17 protein-coding genes are annotated in these 20,089 nt (G+C 51.4%); 9 read left to right on the forward strand and 8 right to left on the reverse strand.

Annotated elements, in window-relative coordinates:
- Positions 1 to 30 precede the first annotated feature (30 nt).
- From ACFQZE_RS20470 to ACFQZE_RS20490, 5 genes are read right to left on the reverse strand one after another with little or no spacing between them, the layout of a single operon-like run.
- Positions 31 to 375 carry a DMT family transporter gene (locus tag ACFQZE_RS20470; protein ID WP_379360512.1) on the reverse strand — a complete coding sequence of 115 codons (345 nt, stop codon included), beginning with the start codon at positions 373 to 375 and terminating at the stop codon, positions 31 to 33.
- A complete protein-coding gene (locus ACFQZE_RS20475) occupies positions 362 to 1,129 on the reverse strand; it encodes an HAD family hydrolase (protein ID WP_379360514.1) in 768 nt (255 codons plus the stop codon). The genes ACFQZE_RS20470 and ACFQZE_RS20475 overlap by 14 nt, the downstream gene beginning before the upstream one ends.
- Positions 1,130 to 1,160: 31 nt before the next feature.
- Positions 1,161 to 2,861, reverse strand: coding sequence for a putative 2-aminoethylphosphonate ABC transporter permease subunit (locus ACFQZE_RS20480; RefSeq protein ID WP_379360773.1), 1,701 nt, complete (start codon positions 2,859 to 2,861; stop codon positions 1,161 to 1,163).
- 14 nt (positions 2,862 to 2,875) lie between these two features.
- Positions 2,876 to 3,898, reverse strand: coding sequence for an ABC transporter ATP-binding protein (locus tag ACFQZE_RS20485; RefSeq protein ID WP_379360516.1), 1,023 nt, complete (start codon positions 3,896 to 3,898; stop codon positions 2,876 to 2,878).
- 24 nt (positions 3,899 to 3,922) lie between these two features.
- Entirely contained in the window at positions 3,923 to 5,017 is a 1,095-nt protein-coding gene (locus tag ACFQZE_RS20490; protein WP_379360518.1) for a putative 2-aminoethylphosphonate ABC transporter substrate-binding protein, read from the reverse strand.
- Between the two features lie 306 nt (positions 5,018 to 5,323).
- Here ACFQZE_RS20490 and ACFQZE_RS20495 point away from each other — a divergent pair, with 306 nt between their 5' ends.
- The 3 genes from ACFQZE_RS20495 to ACFQZE_RS20505 all read left to right on the forward strand — a co-directional run bounded on the left by ACFQZE_RS20495 (position 5,324) and on the right by ACFQZE_RS20505 (position 9,178).
- Positions 5,324 to 5,878, forward strand: coding sequence for a GbsR/MarR family transcriptional regulator (locus ACFQZE_RS20495; RefSeq protein WP_379360520.1), 555 nt, complete (start codon positions 5,324 to 5,326; stop codon positions 5,876 to 5,878).
- A 244-nt stretch (positions 5,879 to 6,122) separates the two neighbouring features.
- A complete protein-coding gene (locus ACFQZE_RS20500) occupies positions 6,123 to 8,042 on the forward strand; it encodes a CotS family spore coat protein (protein ID WP_379360522.1) in 1,920 nt (639 codons plus the stop codon).
- Positions 8,039 to 9,178, forward strand: coding sequence for a glycosyltransferase family 4 protein (locus tag ACFQZE_RS20505; RefSeq protein ID WP_379360524.1), 1,140 nt, complete (start codon positions 8,039 to 8,041; stop codon positions 9,176 to 9,178). Before ACFQZE_RS20500 ends, ACFQZE_RS20505 begins: the two co-directional genes overlap by 4 nt.
- A gap of 317 nt (positions 9,179 to 9,495) precedes the next feature.
- On the opposite strand, the gene ACFQZE_RS20510 is transcribed toward ACFQZE_RS20505, so the two are convergent.
- Positions 9,496 to 9,834, reverse strand: coding sequence for a hypothetical protein (locus ACFQZE_RS20510; protein WP_379360526.1), 339 nt, complete (start codon positions 9,832 to 9,834; stop codon positions 9,496 to 9,498).
- A gap of 197 nt (positions 9,835 to 10,031) precedes the next feature.
- Here ACFQZE_RS20510 and ACFQZE_RS20515 point away from each other — a divergent pair, with 197 nt between their 5' ends.
- From ACFQZE_RS20515 to ACFQZE_RS20530, 4 genes are all read left to right on the forward strand, one after another.
- The gene (locus ACFQZE_RS20515) at positions 10,032 to 10,775 is read left to right on the forward strand and encodes a MerR family transcriptional regulator (RefSeq protein ID WP_379360528.1); all 744 of its coding nucleotides are present in this window, start codon (positions 10,032 to 10,034) and stop codon (positions 10,773 to 10,775) included.
- A 138-nt stretch (positions 10,776 to 10,913) separates the two neighbouring features.
- On the forward strand, positions 10,914 to 12,116 hold the full coding sequence (locus ACFQZE_RS20520; protein ID WP_379360532.1) for a CdaR family transcriptional regulator: 1,203 nt from the start codon (positions 10,914 to 10,916) through the stop codon (positions 12,114 to 12,116).
- A 182-nt stretch (positions 12,117 to 12,298) separates the two neighbouring features.
- A complete protein-coding gene (locus ACFQZE_RS20525; RefSeq protein ID WP_379360534.1) occupies positions 12,299 to 13,426 on the forward strand; it encodes a glycerate kinase in 1,128 nt (375 codons plus the stop codon).
- A gap of 10 nt (positions 13,427 to 13,436) precedes the next feature.
- Positions 13,437 to 14,906 carry a GntP family permease gene (locus tag ACFQZE_RS20530; RefSeq protein ID WP_379360536.1) on the forward strand — a complete coding sequence of 490 codons (1,470 nt, stop codon included), beginning with the start codon at positions 13,437 to 13,439 and terminating at the stop codon, positions 14,904 to 14,906.
- 865 nt (positions 14,907 to 15,771) lie between these two features.
- On the opposite strand, the gene ACFQZE_RS20535 is transcribed toward ACFQZE_RS20530, so the two are convergent.
- Positions 15,772 to 16,734: an N-acetylglucosamine kinase gene (locus ACFQZE_RS20535; RefSeq protein WP_379360538.1), complete on the reverse strand. Its 963-nt coding sequence runs from the start codon at positions 16,732 to 16,734 to the stop codon at positions 15,772 to 15,774.
- Between the two features lie 88 nt (positions 16,735 to 16,822).
- Here ACFQZE_RS20535 and ACFQZE_RS20540 point away from each other — a divergent pair, with 88 nt between their 5' ends.
- Complete coding sequence (locus tag ACFQZE_RS20540; protein WP_379360540.1) at positions 16,823 to 17,938, forward strand: MBL fold metallo-hydrolase; 1,116 nt, start codon at positions 16,823 to 16,825, stop codon at positions 17,936 to 17,938.
- Positions 17,939 to 18,025: 87 nt separating this feature from the next.
- Entirely contained in the window at positions 18,026 to 18,931 is a 906-nt protein-coding gene (locus ACFQZE_RS20545; protein ID WP_379360542.1) for a hypothetical protein, read from the forward strand.
- An 81-nt stretch (positions 18,932 to 19,012) separates the two neighbouring features.
- Here ACFQZE_RS20545 and trpS read toward each other — a convergent pair whose 3' ends face one another.
- Complete coding sequence (gene trpS / locus ACFQZE_RS20550) at positions 19,013 to 19,999, reverse strand: tryptophan--tRNA ligase (RefSeq protein WP_379360544.1); 987 nt, start codon at positions 19,997 to 19,999, stop codon at positions 19,013 to 19,015.
- Positions 20,000 to 20,089: the final 90 nt, after the last annotated feature.

Here is a 20,089-nt window from a genome sequence, read left to right on the forward strand (position 1 = left end):
CACCTCTATTCGAATGTGTTTGCGAGCGGTTTAGTGGCTGGAAGAGCTGCTCCACTTTAGCCCCACAATGCCAATGACGATCAAGACGATCCAGCACATTTGCTTAAGCGATACCGTTTCGTTAAACAGGGTGGTGCCAATAGCCGTAATAAGGACAATTCCGACGCCCGACCAGATCGCGTAGGCTACGCCGACGGAAATATAGTTAAGCGCATAGTTCAGCAGCGTAAAGCTGCAACCATACAGAAGAAACATAAGGATGGAGGGCCACAGCTTAGTGAAGCCTCCGGATAATTTCATGGCCGTTGTGCCGGACAGCTCAAACAGGATGGCGAGAATGAGCAGCATCCAGCCGAGGCCGCTATCCGCCCGCATCAGGCGAAGCCTCCAGTCGAAGCTGAGAGTAGGCGGAGACGACGGCGCCAGCATCCGGGAGCCCGCAAGCCTGCTCCCCCGCCAGTCCGACCGTGACCGCTGCGCCTGCCGAGTTGCCCATTTGCATGTCGCCGTTGGTATCGCCAATGACGGCTACTTCAGACGGCAGCAAGCCAAGCTGGCGGCAGGCCAGCTCCACCATGTCGGGGAACGGCTTGCCTCGCTTTACGCTGTCGTGACCGACAACCGTTTTGAAATGGGAGCGGATGCCGAGCCAGCTCAAGTGGCTGTCCGCTTCCCGTGTATCGTCCGCCGTTACGACGCCAAGAGCGAGGCCGTGCGCAGCGCACAGCCGGAGGAACGGCAACATGCCGGGGATAGGCTGTGCGGGCCGAGTCGACTCCATCTCCGCACGGGCCTCGTCCATGCATTGTTTCACCAGCCGCATCGCTTCGCCCCACGGCATCCCAAGCCGGTAGCCCTGCCAAGCCATAATGGCTTCCAAATCACCGTTTGATCCCATGGCAAGCGGCCCTTCAATGCTGTAATCCGTGACGCGCCCGCCATCGCTGTCTACTGTGCCCCAAAGCTGGGACAGCGGCGGGATCGGAGCTGGCATACGGCACGAGAAGCGCCGATATACCGATTCGCTCCACGGACCCCATAAGCCGATGAAGTCGAGCAGCGTCCCGTCTTTATCAAACAAAATTCCTTTGATTGGATAACGATGTTCGTTCACAAGTAACTCGGGCATATCCATCTCTCCTGCCAGTGACTATAGAGGGTTAGTCTTCTTTTTTGGCCAAATAGGCCTCCGCTTTTTTGCGCTGTCTGCGGGTGACCCACATGACGGCTGAACGAAGCAGCAAATTCGTTGCAATGATTAAAGTAGACATGGCGGCAGCCGGCGCAATTTCGCCGGAATCCTCCATATTGACGATCGCAACGGCAGCAGGCTTCAAGTCCGGCGCGTACAAAAAGATAATCGCCGATACGGTTACCATACTGTTGATGAAGTAGTAGACAAACACTTCTAGCAGCGCCGGGAACGAAAGCGGCAGCGTGACCTTCAGCAACGTTCGGTACCAAGGGACGTTCATCGACTCGGATGCCGCTTCGAATTCGTTGTCCAGCTTTTTGAGCGCCGATGTCATCGTTAGAAAGGAAACAGAATAAAAGTGGACGATATTGCATAGGAACAAAATCCAAATCGTACCGTACAGCCCATGGAGGGGCCCGTTCGGATTATTAAAATAAAAGACGTAGATGAGGCCTAGCACCAGACCCGGCAGCGCCATCGGCAGCATGGACAGGAAGTAGCCCGCTTGGCGCAGCAGTGCGTAACCGCGAGATTTTTCGATCAGGTAAGCGAAAACAAACGTGAGCGCCGTCCCGATCACCGCCGATCCAAGCGCAATGACGAGGCTATTGGCAAAAGGACCGCCCTTCTCCAAGAAGCCTTCGTAATGGGCAAGCGAGATCGAGAAGTTGTAAGGCCAAACTTGAACCAAAGAGCCGTAGATCGCAACGAGAATAATGCCAAGGATGACCGCTGCAACCGTGGAGCAAAGCAGAAACAGCAAGGTGTCCCGCAGCTTGCGGTTTGCAATGCGGTAAGGGGTCGACTTGGAGCTGATCCATCCGCTTTGTTTTTTCTGGAATATTCGGTCCGCCGCGAAGGAAAGGACAGCCGGTATAAGCAGAAGCACCCCTACGGCCGACCCAAGCCCCATATTTTGCTGACCAATAACTTGCTTGTACAAATCGGTAGCCAGGACGTTAAACTGTCCGCCTACTACTTTTGGAGCGCCGAAGTCGGTGAACGTGAGCACAAAACAGACCAAAATGGCACTGATGAGCGCGAATTTGACGCTCGGCACCGTGACGGTCCAGAACGTGCGCCACTTGGAAGCGCCAAGCGTATCCGCAGCCTCGTACAAGCGAAAGTCCGCTCCGGCAAGGGCGATGGACATCATTAGAAAAGCTTGAGGGAACGTATAAAGCACTTCCGCCATAACGATGCCCGTCGGCCCGTACAGATCGATTCGAAATTCGGGCAGCACTCCAAAAAAGCCGGTCGAGATCAGCCCCTGGTTGCCGAACAAGTAAATGAGCGACAAGCCGTGCAGCATGGAGGGGGCGAACAGCGGAAGCAGCATGACAGCGCGGAAGAACCATTTGCCGCGTATGCCGCTTCTCTCCAGCGCAAAGGCGACGCCAAAACCGAAAGTAACGGAGATGACGGTTGTGATCGCGGATACGTAGATGGAATTCCATAGCGATGCAACAAGCGCAGGCGTCGAGAAGTAGCGGATAAAATGTTGGAGTCCGATAAAATGGCCCTCTTGGTCCGTAACGGCCTTCCCGACCAGTTCCCCAAGGGGGAGGAGAATAGAAACCGCCAGCGCCATCGTCATGACAAGAATCATGGCGTTTTGGCTCCAGCCGCCTCCCTCAGGCTTAAGCCGTTTCAACAAGTCGACCATCATGTTTTCTCTCCTTAACCGACCGCGGATTCGGCGATGCGGTCAAATGTAATCATATGCTCGTCCGGCAGGATGAACCGGACAATTCCGTTCAGCCGGACTTGAAATGCGCCCATATCTGCCGCCGGGACATCGATGGTAATCGATTGGCCCAGTCTGCCCGCAATGTCCGCCGTCAGGCGGTAATGCGTTCCGCGATATTCCAGCTCCCGCACGAAGCCTTGCAGGCTGCCTCTCGTTTCCTCGCGCACCAGCTTCACATGCTCGGGGCGAATGGCTGTTATGCCGTCACGGGCATGGCGCTGATGATTTTGAATAAAGCTGACGGCGCCAATGAAGTCGGCTACAAAAGGGGTGGCTGGACGGTCGTAAACGTCGATCGGCGATCCTACCTGCACCATGCGGGAGTGGTTCATTACCGCAATCCGGTCGGCCATCGTCAGAGCTTCCTCTTGATCATGCGTCACCATAATCGTCGTCATGCCGAATTGCTCATGCAGGCGGCGGATTTCATTGCGCAGCTTCACGCGTACTTTGGCATCAAGAGCCGACAACGGCTCGTCCAGCAGCAGGCAATCGGGAGAGATGGCAAGAGCTCTCGCCAGCGCAACCCGCTGCTGCTGCCCGCCGGACAACTGAGAGGGCACTTTGTTTCGCTGCTCGCTGAGCTCAACCAGATCCAGCATTTCATCCACGCGGTCGAGCATCTGGCCCTTCGTCATCCGGTTTTTGAGGCCGTATGCGATGTTTTCGCTAATCGTCAAATTCGGAAACAGAGCATACGATTGGAACATCATGCCGAAGTTTCGCTTCCCGGCTGGCAGGGACGTAATATCCCTGCCTCCGATGGAAAGCGTGCCTTGATCCGTTTTTTCGAGACCCGCGATGATGCGCAGCAGCGTCGTTTTGCCGCAGCCGCTCGGTCCCAATAGACAAATGAATTCATGTTTATAAATATCCAGCTCAATATCCTGAAGCGCGGTTTGTTTGCCGAACCGCTTGGACAGCTGGCGCAGCGACAGATATCCTTTGTTCAATCCGATTCTCCTCCCGGCTGATCCTTATTGTTTCGGCTCCGTTTTGGCACCGTATTTCGTTTCCCACTCCGCCAGTACGGACTCGCGGTCTCTTGCCGCTTGATACAAATCGATTTTGGCAAGCTGAGATACCGGGTCCTTAGCGTATCCTTCAGGGATAGTAGCGCCTTCTTGCTTAATGCTCAAAATCGCGTAGTTTTTGTTATATTCCTTCATAGGCTCGTCGCTGATCGCCCAGTCCAGAAACAGCTTGGCCGCCGGCTTGATTTCGCCTTTTTTGACAAGTGCGTTCGCCTCCAGTTCCCAACCGGAACCTTCCTTCGGGAAAATCACTTCTACCGGAGCGCCTTTTTGTTTCTGCTGAATACCGCTGAAGCCGTAGGAAATGCCGATTGGAACTTCGCCGGATGCGGCCATCTTGGCCGGCTTCGAGCCGGAATGCGTGTAGACCATCATATTGTCGTGAAGCTTGTCCATGTAGGACCAAGCTCCATCCTTGTAAAGCTGGAGCAGCGCATTGACCGTCAAGTAACCCGTGCCGGAAGAGGCGGGATGAGGCATAGCGATCAGTCCTTTATACTCCGGCTTTGCAAGATCCTCAAAAGACTGCGGGATAGGCAGGTTGCGTTTTTCCAGCTCAACTTTATTGGCGATAATCGCCGTTTCCCAAATGTCGATGCCGACCCACTTAGGCGGGTTCGCACTGTCTTTGAACTCAGGGAGTACACGATCTACACCGGCTGGGGAGTAGCCTTCAAGCATGTTCATGTCATCCATCACGAGCAAGCTTGTAGCGGCAAGGCCCCAGACGACGTCGGCTTGCGGATTGTCCTTTTCGGCAATGAGCTTGGCCGTCATAATGCCGGTTGCATCACGCACGATGTTGACTTTGACATCCGGGTATTTGGCGTGGAACGATTCCAGATACAATTTGACATGCTCTTCTTCAATAGAGGTGTAGACGTTAATTTCTCCGGAAGCTTGCTCCGCTGGGGGCGGAGAGCCCGCAGTTCCGCTTGCCGGGTCCGATTTGTTCGCCGTTTTGCCGCCGCAGCCCGTTATCATAACCGCTATTGCAGCAAGAATCAGCGTTGTTTTCCAAGCCCACTTCTTTTTCATGGATGTAGTCTCCTATTCTAAAATGGTTTTATTTTGGTCATCAATTCAAAAATCATTTAATTTACAAGTTATTACCTCCTTTTTTCTTGCTTTGGCTTGTCTGTTCAAAAATAATTGTACATTCAATTTTGTGATGAAGTGTCAAGCGACGGTAATCTCCACGTTAAGTTATTGTGAAAGGGATTTTCTTTGCTAATTTTGCTAATTTCCCCTTCACGCAGATTTTCTTTGATATAATAGAGATACTCATTCAAAAATATTTGAACAAATAGGACGGAATATAAGACAAGCGAGGGGAAAACGGGCATGATGCAGCCATCAAGCCGGGACACGGCGGAGGAGACACGCGAGGCCATTCGGAATAAAATGATCGAAGCGATAGCGGACACCATGGATTTGTATGGGGTGACACGCTCTTCCGGGCAGCTGTACGGCGTTATGTTTTTTGAAAACGAGCCGATGACGCTCGACGAAATGAAAACAAAAATGAACATGAGCAAAAGCAACATGAGCTATGCGGTTCGATCGCTTGTGGAATCCCAAATGGTACATAAGCTTGGGGAGAAGCAGGACCGGAAGGAGAGGTATGCTGCGGAAGGAGACTTTTTTCAAGCTTTTCAAAAGTTTTTTTCCCATAAGCTGCAGAGGGAAATCGACGTCATGACGGAAGCGATTGAGGAATCGTGCCCGGAGCTGGCGGAGCTTGTTCTTAGCGAAGGGACTGGAGAAGAGGAGCGGAGGCTGGCGCTGCAAGATTTGCATAAGCTGCGTCATGCCAAAAAATATTACGAATGGCTCCAGCGTTTTGTAGACGGCTTGCGCCGGGGAGATTTTTTTGAGGAAGAGGGCGAGTCTCGCTAACGATAGGCTTCTTTTGCCGGAATGACCGACGGGTCATCCTTGGGCGGAAGAAGCTTTTTTTATGGAAAAGTCCAAATGGTCAAGCGGCGGTTGTCCCTCAGCGCCTGTCCCTCAGCGCCTGTCCGCACCCAAACCGCCCGCCCTTCAGCAAATCTCCACTCCTATCCCTATCCATGCTTTTCTAGCACACATATAAATAATAGAACTTCATAATATTGGCTACACATGAGTGGAGGTTGCTTATTTGGAACAATATCAAATTGTCCCTTGGGATAACATGCTGGAGGAAGAGGAGTCTGGTTTAAATTTAGAGCAATACGTTCCGCCAGAGCTGGAACAGCTTGCTCATCAAGTGTGCAAGTCCTATGACATGAGCGTGAGCGGAATGACGCTTATTACTTCAAAGCCGGATAAAGGCGGGGCCATTTGGCGCATCGAAACGAACAAAGGCCCCCGCAGCCTGAAAGTGCTGCACCGGACGCCGCAGCGGAGCTTGTTTAGTGTGGGAGCGCAGCAATATGTCGTCGAGAATGGCGCTCGCGTGCCCGGAATTATCCCTACTCATGACGGCCGCAATTCCGTTGTGGCAGGCGGCAAGCTGTGGATTGTAACGGACTGGATCGATACGCTCACTCCGGTAGCCAAAATCGATCTCGATGGAGCGATGACGCTATGCCACGGTCTTGGGGAGTTTCACAAATGGTCGAAAGGCTATGTGCCTCCGCTGGATGCGGGGAAATCGACCCGGATTTTTAAATGGGAGGGCCAGTATCAAAAAATAATGGCCAAAATCGGTTGGTTCCGGCATATTGCCTCCGTCTACCCGGAAACGGCCGCCAGCCCTCAGTTATTGTCCGTTCTCGATATGTTCGAGACTCAGGCGAAAGACATTTTTACCCGATTTCAAGCGTCCGCTTATTCGAAAATGATCCGTAAGGGAGAGGCGCACTGGGGGCTCGCCCACCAGGATTACGGCTGGTCTAACGGCCAGATGGGGCCGGGCGGCATTTGGGTCATCGATCTGGACGGCGTCGCATTTGATATTCCGATTCGAGATTTGAGGAAAATCATTACAAGCACCATGGACGACATGGGAGCATGGGATTTGGCCTGGATCCGCGGCGTTATTGACGCTTACCACCGGGCGAATCCGCTCGATCAAGAGACGTTCGAGCTGTTGTGGATCGATATGGCATTTCCGAACGAATTTTATAAGCATGTAAAAGAAGTGGTATTTCATCCCGTAGAATTTATGAATACGGAGCTTGGCGCCATATTGGACCGGGTCGTTGCGACGGAGGCGAACAAGTGGGAAGTGTTGAAGGAGCTTGAAAAGGACAAAGCCAACTATCCAGCCGGAGACTATCCGGAAGCGGAAGAAGTTGTACGGGGGCCATACTCTTACCGCGATTACGCGAAGAGAGGGCAGGCCGTTCCGGGCACCGGCCGATCGGATACCGGCGAGCAAGATACGGTCAGAAAAGGCAAAAAGGTTATTCGTCTCGTCGTCAATCCCGACGGCAAAGCCGTTATTATTCCAGGACCGGGCGTCGAATACGAGTCCAAGAAGAACACAGAGAAACTCAAGAAAGAAAAGAAAAAAGTGCAAAAAGTGCCTGTGGAGCGTAAGAAAGCCCGTCCCGCTTTGCTTCTGCCTATAGAAAACAGGAGGATGGGCGCCGTTAAGCCGAAATTGGGCAAGAAAAAGAAAGCGGCGAAGGCGGAGGAAGCCAAAAAGCTGAGAGCGATCAAGCCAAAAGATTCTCGGAAGTTGAGCAAGGAAAAGGAACGGAGACTGAAGGAATACAGAAAAGAAAAAGAGGCAAAGCAAAAGGATGCCAAAAAAAGGGCAAGGCAGCAGGAATCCAAAAAATCGGCAGCGGTGAAGCCGCCGGGCGAAAGCGGATCAAAAGCGGCAAGGCAGCAGCTTAAGTTGCCAGCGCTGGAGGCTGTTCATAAGTGGAAGGCAAAGCCGCCTCAAAAGGACGCAAAAAAATTAGTTTCTCCAGTAAAAGGCGCGCCTAAGAGCAGATTTGTCCCGCTTAAGCCACATGAACGCCTCGGCAAAGGGAGGCTCGCCTCCTCGGGAACAAAGCCGGGCAGCGGCAATGCTTTTATTTCTGCCTATCGAAACAGGGCAACGGCAAGGGAGAATAGCCTATGAATATATTAATGATATGTACGGAAAAGCTTCCGGTGCCCAATATTCGCGGAGGCGCGATCCAAACCTATATCGGCGGCGTATCGGGTCTGCTGAGGGAGCGCCATAAAATAACGATAATCGGGCGATCCGATCCCGAGCTGAGCAACGACGAAACGGTAAACGGCATTCGATATTTGCGGTTTGAATCGAGCGGCGTGCTTGATATTTATATGGGCAACGTCATTCCTTATCTGGAATCGAACGGCGAGCAGTACGATCTCATTCACATCTTTAATCGGCCAAGAATGGTGCTTCCCGTCGCTGCGGTGAAGCCGGATGCCCGAATCGTGCTCAGCATGCACAACGACATGTTTAATCCTCTTAAGCTCAGCAGAGAAGAGGGAGACGCCGTTGTGGAGCGAGTGGATACGATCGTCACCATCAGCAACTATATCGGAGCGGCCATCTGCAAGGACTATCCGCAGGCGGAGTCGAAAATCCGAACGATATATTCCGGTGTCGACCTCGCTAAGTTCGCTCCATGGAAGCAATCGCAGGCAGCCCTAAGAGACCGCGAAAGCATCCGATCCCAGCATGGCCTCGGCAATAAAAAGATTATTTTGTTTGTGGGGCGGCTTTCCCGCAACAAAGGCCCCCATGTGCTGGTGCGCGCCATGTCGCAAGTGAAGCATTCCGATGCCGTACTTGTTGTAGTGGGCGCGGCCTGGTACAGCGACGACCGGGTGAGCGACTATATCGCTTATTTGCGGGCGCTTGCGGAAAAGTCGCCGATACAGGTCGTGACGACGGGTTATGTCCAAGCGAGCGAAGTGCATAAATGGTTTTGCGCGGCGGATGTGTTCGTCTGCACTTCGATTTGGGAAGAGCCGCTGGCGAGGGTGCATTACGAGGCGATGGCCGCAGGGCTTCCTCTCATTACGACGGCACGCGGGGGCAACCCCGAAGTCATTCGCAACAACAACGGAGTTGTCATTCAAAATCCGGAGGACCCTGCGGAGTATGCCTCCCACTTAAACAGCATGCTTGCCAATGTCGGCAATGCCCGTGAAATGGGCTTGCACGGACGGCAGTTGGTGGAGCAAAACTTTACTTGGAACCATGTCGCCGGACAAATTTTGGAGGTATGGGGGCAATAAACGTTAAGGAAGGCCCATTCTTTTATTTGGAAAGCAAAAATCCTGCCCTTGGGCAGGATTTTTGCTTTTTTTCGTCTGGCTTTTGGGATAGGCTTTCGTTTGCAAAAGCGGTTTAATTTCGGCCTCAATAGAGGCTCGTCTCATAATAGGTCGTCTTAAATCATACGATTACACTGCTGCAAAGACGGTCGGCCCTTGCAGCAGCTCATTGGCGTTCCAATCGTTCATGAAACAGCCTAAAACGCAAAAAGGCGCATTTGGGCAAAAGCAAGCTCCGCAAGTGAGGTTGCCCTGCAACGTTCCTTTTTTAAGAATAATTAATTGTCGTCGTCCTCATCGACTTCGAAATCGTCGTCTTCGTCCTCATCGTCCTCGAATTCCTCATCTTCCTCATCATCGTCCTCGAAGTCGCCAGCGTCCTCTATATTTTCGTCCGCTATATCCTCCTCATCGTCGTCCTCATCATCGGCAAGAACAAATTGGACTTCAGCTACATCCTTCCAGTCGATGGATTTAATTAGACTTTTAATGACCGACTTTTCGCTTTTTTTCCCGTCCAGCAAATATTGTTTAGAGCTTCCATTTTCGTATTCGACAATGAACTGGGATACTTCTTTCGATTTCAAGACGTCTTTGACTTGCTTTTGAATGGACAAGAGTAAATCCCTCCGTTAGAATCGTATTTTCAAGCTAGTATATTGTATATGCGGGTTGAAGGATTGGCTTGGGTGGATGGAGAGGGGCGGACGCATTTTTTGCTAGATTCCGCTTTTGAAAAATTAGACGATAATAAGGATTGACTCTCACGTTGCGTGATACTTTAAAGTTATGGATATAGGGAGGCGAAAGCTCGATGAAAGTAAAAGAGGTTGCGGATTTGGTGGGGATCAGCGTGCGCACGCTGCATCATTACGATGAAATAGGATTGCTCATTCCCGATCAGACGACAGACTCCGGTTACCGGCTGTATTCGGACAAAAACTTGGAGCTGCTGCAGCAAATTTTATTTTTCCGCGAGCTCGGGTTTCCCTTGAAGCAAATAAAACAAATCGTGACGAGCCCGGAATTCGACCGGCTGGAGGCGCTTTACCTTCATGAGCAAATGCTGCGGGAAAAACGAATTCAATTGGATAAGCTGCTTCTGACGGTGGAGAAAACGATTCGAAACGCAAAAGGAGAGGTAGAGATGAGCAGTCAGGAAAAATTTCAAGGATTCGACTTCAGTACAAATCCTTACGAGAAAGAAGCGCGCGAGCGCTGGGGCGACAAGCTGATCGATCAATCGAATGCCAAGCTGGATGAGGTCAAACAGAACGGGGGTATGGGTGAACTGCAAGATGAGATGAACCAAATCTACCGCAAGCTAGCGAGCTTGATTCAAGTGGATCCGGCTTCGGATGAGGCGCAGGAGGCTATCGGCGAATGGTTCACCTTTTTGAACCGGATGGGGACCTATTCGCCCGAGGCGTTCAAAGGCCTTGGACAAATGTATGTGGACGATGAGCGTTTTACAAAAAATATCGATAAATTCGGCGACGGCCTAGCTGCGTTTATGCGCGATGCGATGGCGGTATATGCCGATAGACGTGGGGAATAAACAGCACTTAGATAGGGCCAGAGGGGCCGTCTTGAGGACATCTTATACGTCCCCGGACGGCTTTTTCTTTTCCGCATAAGAGGATTTGGACCTTTACTTTTGGTTTAGGGGGCTCTACGATTTAGGTGGACGCGTCATATGCGTTTCATTAAAAATCGGTTTGCCTGGCCGGAGGTTCGTATGCGGATAACGAAAAAAGTGGCGGATTTAATCGTCAAAAAAACAAAAGAACTAACCCAGTTGAATATGAACGTGATGGATAAGCATGGCATCATTATTAGCTCCAGCGACCCGCTTAGAATCGGCATGCTGCATGAAGGAGCGGCCGAAGTGGTGCGGCGCGGCGAAGAAATCATGATTTCGGAGGAGGGCGCGGTGAGTTTCGCCGGGAGCAAACCCGGCATCAACATGCCGATTTATTTTCATAACGAAATTGCGGGGGTCATCGGCATAACGGGCCGTGAGGCGGAAGTGGTGCCCTTTGGCCGCGCTGTACGAATGATGACGGAGCTGCTGCTCCAGCAATCTTATTTGTCCGAGCAGGTGGAGCTCAAAGAGCGCTCCAAAATGTATTTGGTTCAAGAGTTAATATCGAGCTCAGCTATGGATCGCGCGGCTAAGGAAGGGCTGTATAACCGGGGAGAGCTGCTTGGCCTCGATTTGCGGTTGCCCCGAGTTATTCTGTTGTTGCAGATGAGCGCGCTGGATGAGGCGAAGGAGTATGAGCTTAAGTTCAAAGAAGTTTCGGCCTTGTTTCCGAACCCAAAGGAGACGTTGATCGCTCAGCTTGGTCGCGGGAGATGGATGATTTTAGCCGACTCTTCAACCTATAAAACTAACCGCCATGCCAAAAAAGCGCTGCTCGCAGCGGCCGAGAGCCTCAGGCAGCTCCTGCGGGAAAGGTTCCAAGCCGATTCGCATATAGCGGTTGGGCGTCCCTGCCGCGATATCGGCGATATTAGGGAGTCGTATGATGAAACGGTCAAGCTGCTCGAAATTGCCCGCAAGGAGTATATCGCCGGAACGGCTCTTCATATTGAAGATTCCGCGCTGGAGCTTATTTTGTCCGAGGTAACGGAAGGGACGGCAAGGCAGCTTATTTCGCAGGTGCTTGGGGAACTGGTGGATCATGCTCATATGCTGGATACGCTGCAAACCTTTTACGACCATAATATGAACGCTAATTCAGCGGCAGGCGCGATGGGCATTCATCGCAACACTCTGTTATATCGATTGGAGCGCGTGGCCGATTATTGCGGCGAAGATCCGCGGGAATTTCGCCAAGCTCTCCGCATTCAATTGGGCTTAATGTTGTATCGGCTGCGTGAATCTAAGGAATAAAAAAGGGATGTCATTGTTTATTTTGCACAAGAAAGCGCTTTATATTAAGCGTTTTCTTGTGCTTTTTATATATAGTTTAAGACGTGTACGCTCTTCTATAATGAGAATTATCACAACGGAAGGAAGCATCAGCTTATACGGTTGAAGAAACGAAAGGTTGTTGCCTTTAGGAGGATAAAACGATGAACATTGTCATTGCGCCGGATTCTTTTAAAGGGAGCTTGACCGCGCAGGAAGCGGGAAGAGCAATTGAAAGAGGCATTAAGCGGGCGTTTCCTGAAATCGAAACGAAAGTCATTCCTATGGCAGACGGCGGGGAAGGAACGATGGATTGCCTTATTAGCGCGACAGGGGGCAAATTTGTTCGTCATTCGGTACTTGGCCCTTTGGGGAAAAAGACGGAATCGGGCTTCGGCATTTTGGGAAACGGCACAACCTGCATTATCGAAATGGCGATGTCATCCGGACTTTATTTAATCGAGAGCGATGAGCGCAATCCGCTTCATACGACGACTTATGGTTTTGGCGAGCTTATTCGAGCGGCGCTGGACCAAGGGTGCAGGCAGTTTATTCTCGCTTTGGGCGGAAGCGCAACCAACGATGGCGGAGCGGGTATGCTTCAGGCGTTAGGAGTCCAGCTTTTGAATCGGGCTGGCGGCGAAATCGGTTTTGGCGGAGGACAGCTGCATGAGCTTGAAACGATCCGGATCGATCGCCTGGATGCTCGCATTTTGGAAAGCGAATTTATGATCGCATGTGATGTGGACAATCCCTTTGTCGGGGAGAAGGGAGCTTCTGCCGTCTTTGGCCCTCAGAAAGGGGCCACTCCTGAAATGGTGGAGCAACTGGATCAAGGCTTGACCCATTTTGCAAATGTCATTGAAAGAACGCTGGGCGTGGCGATTCATGACGTTCCCGGCACGGGGGCGGCGGGGGGCTTGGCTGGCGGCATATTGGCCTTTTTGCAAGGAAAGCTGGAGTCGGGAGTTTCAATCGTTGCTCGGTTTGCGGGGCTTGCGGAAGCGATCCGCAGCGCGGATTTGGTTATTAGCGGCGAAGGTCGCGTCGATGCTCAGACCATCCGGGGCAAAACTCCGTTTGGCGTGGCCAAAACGGCAAAAGACTACGGGGTCCCCGTTATTCTGCTGGCGGGCTCGATAGGGGAAGGCATTGAACAGCTTTACGAGCATGGGGTGACAGGCGTATTCAGTATCGTCAACCGCCCTATGGCGCTGGAAGAAGCGATGGAGCGGACGGGAGAGCTGCTTGAACAATCGGCCGAACAAGTGATACGCATCATGAACCTATAGGGGGATCTGTATGGGAACGGAAATGAGCCAAGAAGTTATTGGGTTAGGCCCTGTCATTTTAGCATTATTGCTTGCTTGTATTCTGTTTATTGTATACGCGACGGCGAAGTGGAAGCTCCACCCGTTTTTGTCCATTGTATCGGCAACCTATATTTTGGCGCTTGGGACGAATTTGGTCGGCGAGCTGTCCGGTCAAGAAATACCCATTATCAAAGATATAGGGGCAACGATTGCGTCGGGCTTTGGCGGTATTATAACAAGCATAGGACTTGTGATCATTTTTGGTACCATTATCGGAAAAGTGCTGGAGAAGACCGGCGCTGCGATCAAAATGGCGGAAGTGGTTCTCCGGCTGCTCGGCGATCGTCATCCCGCCATTGCGATGTCTATTATCGGATGGATTGTATCGATTCCCGTCTTTTGCGATTCCGGCTATGTCATCTTGTCGTCGCTCAAAAAATCGTTGGCCAAACGTTCAGGCGTCAGCGTCGTCACTTTGTCGGTCGCTTTGTCCACGGGCCTATATGCGACGCATACGCTAGTCCCTCCAACACCGGGACCTATCGCGGCTGCCACCAATGTGGGAATTGGTCCTTCCGGTTTGTTCTGGGTCATCGTAATCGGAATGATCGTCTCGATTCCCGTCGCTCTTGCGGGACATATTTGGGCTCGCGTAGCGGCCAGCAAGCTTCCTTCTACACTGGATGAAGCGACGGAAACGTTTGAAGAATACAAAAAGAAATTCGGAAAGCTGCCATCCGCTTGGGCTGCGTTCGGGCCGATATTTGTGCCGCTGCTGCTGCTTGCCCTGGGATCGATTGCAAGCTTCCCTATAGGAGTAGACGCCGAAGGAAATAAAGAAATGTTGATGAGCGGTTTTGCCTATACGCTATTCACTTTCCTTGGCGCTCCTGTCAACGCGCTGTTTGTCGGCGTATTGCTCGCTATTTTTACACTGCTGCCTAAACGAGACGAAGAGCATTTAACAAAGCTGATGGGCGAAGGTCTGTTGGATGCAGCCGTAATTATAATGATAACTGGGGCGGGCGGTGCTCTTGGCGCCGTCATTAAAGCTACCCCTATTGCGGATTACGTGAAGTCGCTTGTGGAAGGGAACACGGCTTTGGTCGGCGTGGGAGCGCTTGTGCTGGCGTTTGTAATTGCGGCTGTGCTAAAGACGGCTCAGGGCAGCTCGACCGCCGCGCTTATTATTACATCTACGATTATGATGCCGCTTATGCCTTCGCTCGGATTAATGGAGACGATGGGTACGGTGCCGATCGGCCAAATTTTGACCGTAATGGCGATTGGTTCAGGGGCGATGGCAGTTAGCCATGTCAACGATTCTTACTTCTGGGTCGTCTCGCAATTTTCAGGCATGAATTTAAAAACGGCCTACCGGGCGCAGACGATGGCTACGCTTGTGCAAGGCTTAACGGGAATTGTCGTGGTCGCTATTTTGGGAGCTATTTTCTTATAGTGGATGAACAGAAAAACCAGCCACTGCTTGTTGAGCAGCGGCTGGTTTTTTGCTGTTCGTCCGTAGGGCAACTGGATGCCTCGGAAGGTGCTCATTGATCGATTTAGTGTTTTTTGGCACAACTAATGTCCCACAAGGTGCCTATTGATCGATTTAGTGGTTTTTGGCACAACTAAATGCCCTGAAAGGTGCCTATTGAGCGATTTAGTGGTTTTTGGAGCAACTAAATGCCTCGAAAGGTGCTTATTGATCGATTTAGTGGTTTTTGGCACAACTAAATGCCTCGGAAGGTGCACATTGATCGATTTAGTGGTTTTTGGCACAACTAAATGTCCCAAAAGGTGCACATTGATCGATTTAGTGGTTTTTAGCACAACTAAATGCCTCGGAAGGTGCCCATTGATCGATTTAGTGGTTTTTGGCACAACTAAATTTCTCGGAAGGTGCCCATTGAGCGATTTAGTGGTTTTTGGCGCAACTAAATGCCCTAAAAGGTGCCTATTGAGCGATTTAGTGGTTTTTGGCACAACTAAATGTCTCGGAAGGTGCCCATTGATCGATTTAGTGGTTTTTGGCGTAACTAAATGTCTCGAAAGGTGCCCATTGATCGATTTAGTGGTTTTTGGCACAACTAAATGTCTCGGAAGGTGCCCATTGATCGATTTAGTAGTTTTTGACGCAACTAAATGCCTCGGAAGGTGCCCATTGATCGATTTAGTGGTTTTTGGCACAACTAATGTCCCACAAGGTGCCTATTGATCGATTTAGTGGTTTTTGGCACAACTAAATGTCTCGGAAGGTGCCCATTGATCGATTTAGTGGTTTTTGGTGTTACCTTCTGGCGAATGCATGCCGGAAAAAAGCTTCAGCTGCAGCGGGTGACGAGCGTAAGCTCCGACACGGAAGCCCCTGCCCCTTTCAGGGCCAGCAGAACCGCTCCTGCAACGGGGTCAAGTCCCGGCGGCAGTACGCGGTAACGTTTGTTTTTGCCATCGGCTAACCGCGCGGCAAGTTCCCTAGAAACATACCGGCCGGAGAGGACGCTCCCGATAAAAGCAACATCCACTTCCTCGCTTTCAAATGCGGAGGCGATGATTTCAATACCTGTTGCAAGCCCGTCCACCGCCCGGCTGCAGACGAGCTTAGCGATCGAACTGCCCCGTTCCGCAGCGATCGTAACGGCTGGCGCAAACCGGCCGAAATGCCGGTCGCGATCCTGCTTGTTCTCGCCGAAGCCGCGGCGGGCCTGTTCGGCGAGATCCAATACGCTCTCCGCATCAAAGTGGGAGAGCGCCGACTGAGCAAGCTCGCGATCCGATTCGTCTCCATGCCCGGCGAGCAGCTCGTAAACCGCTTCATAGGCAATAGATCTGGCGGCGCTTAGAGCGTAATGATGGAAATCGTAGTTGCGAATTTGCCTTCCCGACTCTGTCACCCCGACGATAATTGAGCCTGTCCCGGAAATAGCGATAATGCCGGGCTTACCGAGTAATGCTCCCGCATGAGCGGCTATGGCATCGTTCACTAAAGTTTGAGGACAAGAAAGTCCGGGAATACTCGTCAGCTCCGCTACCCAGCTTAAGTCTTCGGGGGTATCGTACCCCGCAATTCCGGCGGCCAAATGACGAACGTCCTCCACTCCGCGTCCTGCGATTTGCAAGGCATTTACAATGGCTCGCCTTACATTTTGCACAGCGTTTCGGTCTTTATATAAAGAGGCGGCTTCTTTGCTATCTAAGCGGGCAAGCTCCTGGCCTTTCAAATCGCAAACCATGACTCGCGTATGCGTACCGCCCCCATCGATGCCTATTACAACGGATGAATTCATGCCGATTTGCTCCTCTACGATCAAATTGAGATAATAATAATCAAGAATAACATTTTTTGGAGACATCCCAATAGACGGAGGAGAAATTATGGTTGTTGCGGTCACAGTCATTTTAGCTATCGTTCTGCTTGCCCTTGTCTTTTTTCTTGTTCAAAAGCTCGTCCCGTCTTTCGGCGGGAGGGTGCCGGTCAGCCAGCGCAAGGAGTTTTTGAAGCTGCCTCATTATACGGGAACCCGATTTCAATATCCCGTCCCGACTCGGATGACAACAAACCTAAAGGATATGTTCCCGGTCGCATGGGAGTTTATAAAAGGAAGTCCGAGCCGCAAGCCGTCCGCCCCGCTGCCGTCGGCAACGCTTCATGCCGATTCCTTTCAAGCGCCGTCTAATCCAAGGCTGATTTGGTTCGGACATTCGGCGGCCATGCTGCAAATGGAGGGGCTTACGCTGTTGATCGACCCCATGTTCGGCATAGCGCCGTCGCCGTTTCCGTTTGTAGGCGGCAAGCGGTTCGGGCGGAAGCTGCCAATGGAATTGGAAGCATTGCCTACGATTGATTATGTGCTTATTTCTCACGACCATTACGACCATTTGGACTACGGCACCATTAGAGCGCTGAAACCTAAAGTCGGCCGGTTTATTGCTCCGCTAGGCGTCGGAAATCATCTTATCAGATGGGGCGTAGAGAAGGAGCGCATTACGGAGCTGGACTGGTGGGGAGAAATGAAGCTCGGAGAAATCAAGCTGGCTTGCACTCCCGCTAGACATTTTTCGGGCAGAGGCACTTCATCGAGAGACAGCACATTATGGTGCTCATGGGTCATCCACGGGCGGGAAGCCAAAGTGTTTTTTAGCGGGGACAGCGGCTACGGCCCTCACTTTAAACAAATTGGCGAAAGGTACGGCCCGTTTGATTTGACGATGATGGAATGCGGACAATACGACGAGAAATGGGCCGCTATTCATATGCTCCCGGAGGAGACGGTACTGGCGCATGAGGATGTGCGAGGCGATGTGTTGATGCCGATTCATTGGGGCAGCTTTACGCTTGCGCTGCATGATTGGGACGATCCAGCCGAACGGGTGTCGAAAGAAGCCGAGCGCAGAGGCGTTCGGCTCGCGATGCCGTTAATCGGCCAGAGCATGGCTATTGGGGCAGGAGCATACCCTACCCGAAAATGGTGGAGAAGCGGCAAAGCTTAAGCAACCGATACGGCATCATGCCATCCTCATAGACGGTAAAAAACTACGGCTCCCGAACGCAACCATTTAATTCCATGACGCGTCTACTTGGAAAAGGGGTTGGTAGAGACGAATATGCCGGAATCCAAAAAGTCCAAAAAGCTGCTGCTGTTCAAAACATCGACGGCGGCAGCGATCATAGTCGTTGTAGCTTTATTGTCTGGATGCCAAGTCGGAGCAGGCAAGGCAACGGAGCAAGCTGGAAGTGAGGCTGCAACGATAAGCGGCTCGGCTGAGTCTGGGAGCTTGACCGCTTATTCAACGGCTAAACCGGGCTCAATGTCAGCGACTGCCGCTCCGTCACCGCACTTGTCGACGACCGAACCATCTCCGCAGGCTGTGAGTCAGGAAATGCCTAGCTGGCTGAAAGAAGCGAAATTTGAAAACCAATACGCGCAAATTTTGCATCAGCTAGAGTCCAATACGTTAATGGCTTTAATAGCGGCCGTATATGAAAAAGTGGAGGACAGTCCCGACCCTGCCTACATGCCAACATTTGAGGATATAAAGCCGGCATTGCTGGCCTATAACACAAAAAATAATATAGCGAGCTGGCAAACGGTCATAGAAAACGATCCGGGCTGGCTGCTGGAGCCGCGAGATTTGCTGTTTGCAATTAATATGTACGAGCCGAGCTTGAAAGTCGTCAAGGAGAGCGAAAGCGGAGCCGTCATTGCTTTTAAAACATACGGCGGGGTACTTCACCCACAGGTCAGTTCCCATGGAGTGACAGTGGAGCTGCTGCTAAAGGACGGCGATTGGTTAATCGACAAGATGATAGCCGAACCGCAGTCATTTGCATTTTCAAAAGAGGAAGTCGACGACATCATGTCGTATAATGTGACAGGAGCACAATATAACAGTCATGACGAGGAGTACTTCTATTACGAGGATGGAAAGGGGAGATTATTCCGTTTTGACAAAAAGAAAGGCAGTATTTTGTACCCTAAATAGGTTTTGCCTCAAAAAAAACAGGGAATCAGCCGCAATCCGCAATACGATTTATGGATGATCCCCGCCTCTACGATTCAAGCTTCAGTAAGTCAACAAACCCATTGCACTTTTAGCCGCATTTAACGTCTTGTTAGCGGTCTCGGCTGCTTTCAAAGCTCCTTCTTTCAGAATGCGGTCCAGTTCTTCGGAATTTATCAATTCCTCATACCGCTCCTGCAGAGGTACCAACTTCGCGATAACGACCTCAGCGAGTTCTTTCTTAAACGTACCGTAGCCTTGACCCTCATAACGTCTTTCGACGTCAGCGATCGATTCGTCTGCAAAAACGGAGTAGATTTCAATCAGATTGCTGACCGCAGGTTTTGCCTCCCAATCGTAACGGACGCTCATATCGGAATCCGTAACAGCGCGGGAAAACTTTTTGCGAATATCGGCCGGAGTATCCATCAACAGCACGTAGCTGCTTTTGTTCGGGTTGCTTTTGCTCATTTTGCTGGAAGGATCGTCAAGTCCCATGACGCGCGCTCCCACTTCTTGAATAACGGGCTCTGGGATGGTAAATGTTTTGCCAAAACGGCTGTTGAAGCGATTGCCCAAGTCGCGGGTCAGCTCCAAATGCTGCTTTTGATCTTCGCCAACAGGCACATGCGTAGCTTGGTAAAGCAAAATATCGGCCGCCATCAATGCGGGATACGTAAACAAGGCCGAGCTTACGGCATCTTTGCCGTCGGATTTTTCCTTAAACTGCGTCATGCGACTCATCTCGCCGAAGTGCGCCTGCGTTTCCATAATCCAGCCCATTTCCGCGTGAGCGGATACTTGCGATTGCACAAAAATCGTGTTCTTTTTGGGATCGACTCCTGCCGCGATATAGAGGGCGGCGATTTGGCGCGAGCGTTCTCTCAGCTCCTTAGGGTCTTGCGGTACGGTAATGGCGTGCAAATCGGGTACGAAAAAAAAGCCTTCAAACTCCTCTTGAAGTTTGACGAATTGGCGCAGCGCGCCAACGTAGCCGCCGATGTTAAGCTCGCCGCTTGGCTTGATACCTGACAAAATTCGTTTGCTCATCGTATAGACCTCTTTCTTTATTTAATTAGGGCGCTTCTAATTGGAGGCAACAAAAAAACGCCTCATCCCTATTGCTTGCAAGGGACGAAG

This window comes from Paenibacillus sp. GCM10027627 (genome assembly GCF_042675505.1).
Lineage (GTDB): Bacteria > Bacillota > Bacilli > Paenibacillales > Paenibacillaceae > Pristimantibacillus.

Bases quoted from the DNA above. Each gene is read 5' to 3' on its own strand.
- ACFQZE_RS20470 (WP_379360512.1), bottom strand. From the start codon at position 375: ATGCGGGCGGATAGCGGCCTCGGCTGGATGCTGCTCATTCTCGCCATC.
- ACFQZE_RS20475 (WP_379360514.1), bottom strand. From the start codon at position 1,129: ATGCCCGAGTTACTTGTGAACGAACATCGTTATCCAATCAAAGGAATT.
- ACFQZE_RS20480 (WP_379360773.1), bottom strand. From the start codon at position 2,861: ATGGTCGACTTGTTGAAACGGCTTAAGCCTGAGGGAGGCGGCTGGAGC.
- ACFQZE_RS20490 (WP_379360518.1), bottom strand. From the start codon at position 5,017: ATGAAAAAGAAGTGGGCTTGGAAAACAACGCTGATTCTTGCTGCAATA.
- ACFQZE_RS20495 (WP_379360520.1), top strand. From the start codon at position 5,324: ATGATGCAGCCATCAAGCCGGGACACGGCGGAGGAGACACGCGAGGCC.
- ACFQZE_RS20505 (WP_379360524.1), top strand. From the start codon at position 8,039: ATGAATATATTAATGATATGTACGGAAAAGCTTCCGGTGCCCAATATT.
- ACFQZE_RS20515 (WP_379360528.1), top strand. From the start codon at position 10,032: ATGAAAGTAAAAGAGGTTGCGGATTTGGTGGGGATCAGCGTGCGCACG.
- ACFQZE_RS20520 (WP_379360532.1), top strand. From the start codon at position 10,914: ATGCGTTTCATTAAAAATCGGTTTGCCTGGCCGGAGGTTCGTATGCGG.
- ACFQZE_RS20525 (WP_379360534.1), top strand. From the start codon at position 12,299: ATGAACATTGTCATTGCGCCGGATTCTTTTAAAGGGAGCTTGACCGCG.
- ACFQZE_RS20530 (WP_379360536.1), top strand. From the start codon at position 13,437: ATGGGAACGGAAATGAGCCAAGAAGTTATTGGGTTAGGCCCTGTCATT.
- ACFQZE_RS20535 (WP_379360538.1), bottom strand. From the start codon at position 16,734: ATGAATTCATCCGTTGTAATAGGCATCGATGGGGGCGGTACGCATACG.
- ACFQZE_RS20540 (WP_379360540.1), top strand. From the start codon at position 16,823: ATGGTTGTTGCGGTCACAGTCATTTTAGCTATCGTTCTGCTTGCCCTT.
- trpS (WP_379360544.1), bottom strand. From the start codon at position 19,999: ATGAGCAAACGAATTTTGTCAGGTATCAAGCCAAGCGGCGAGCTTAAC.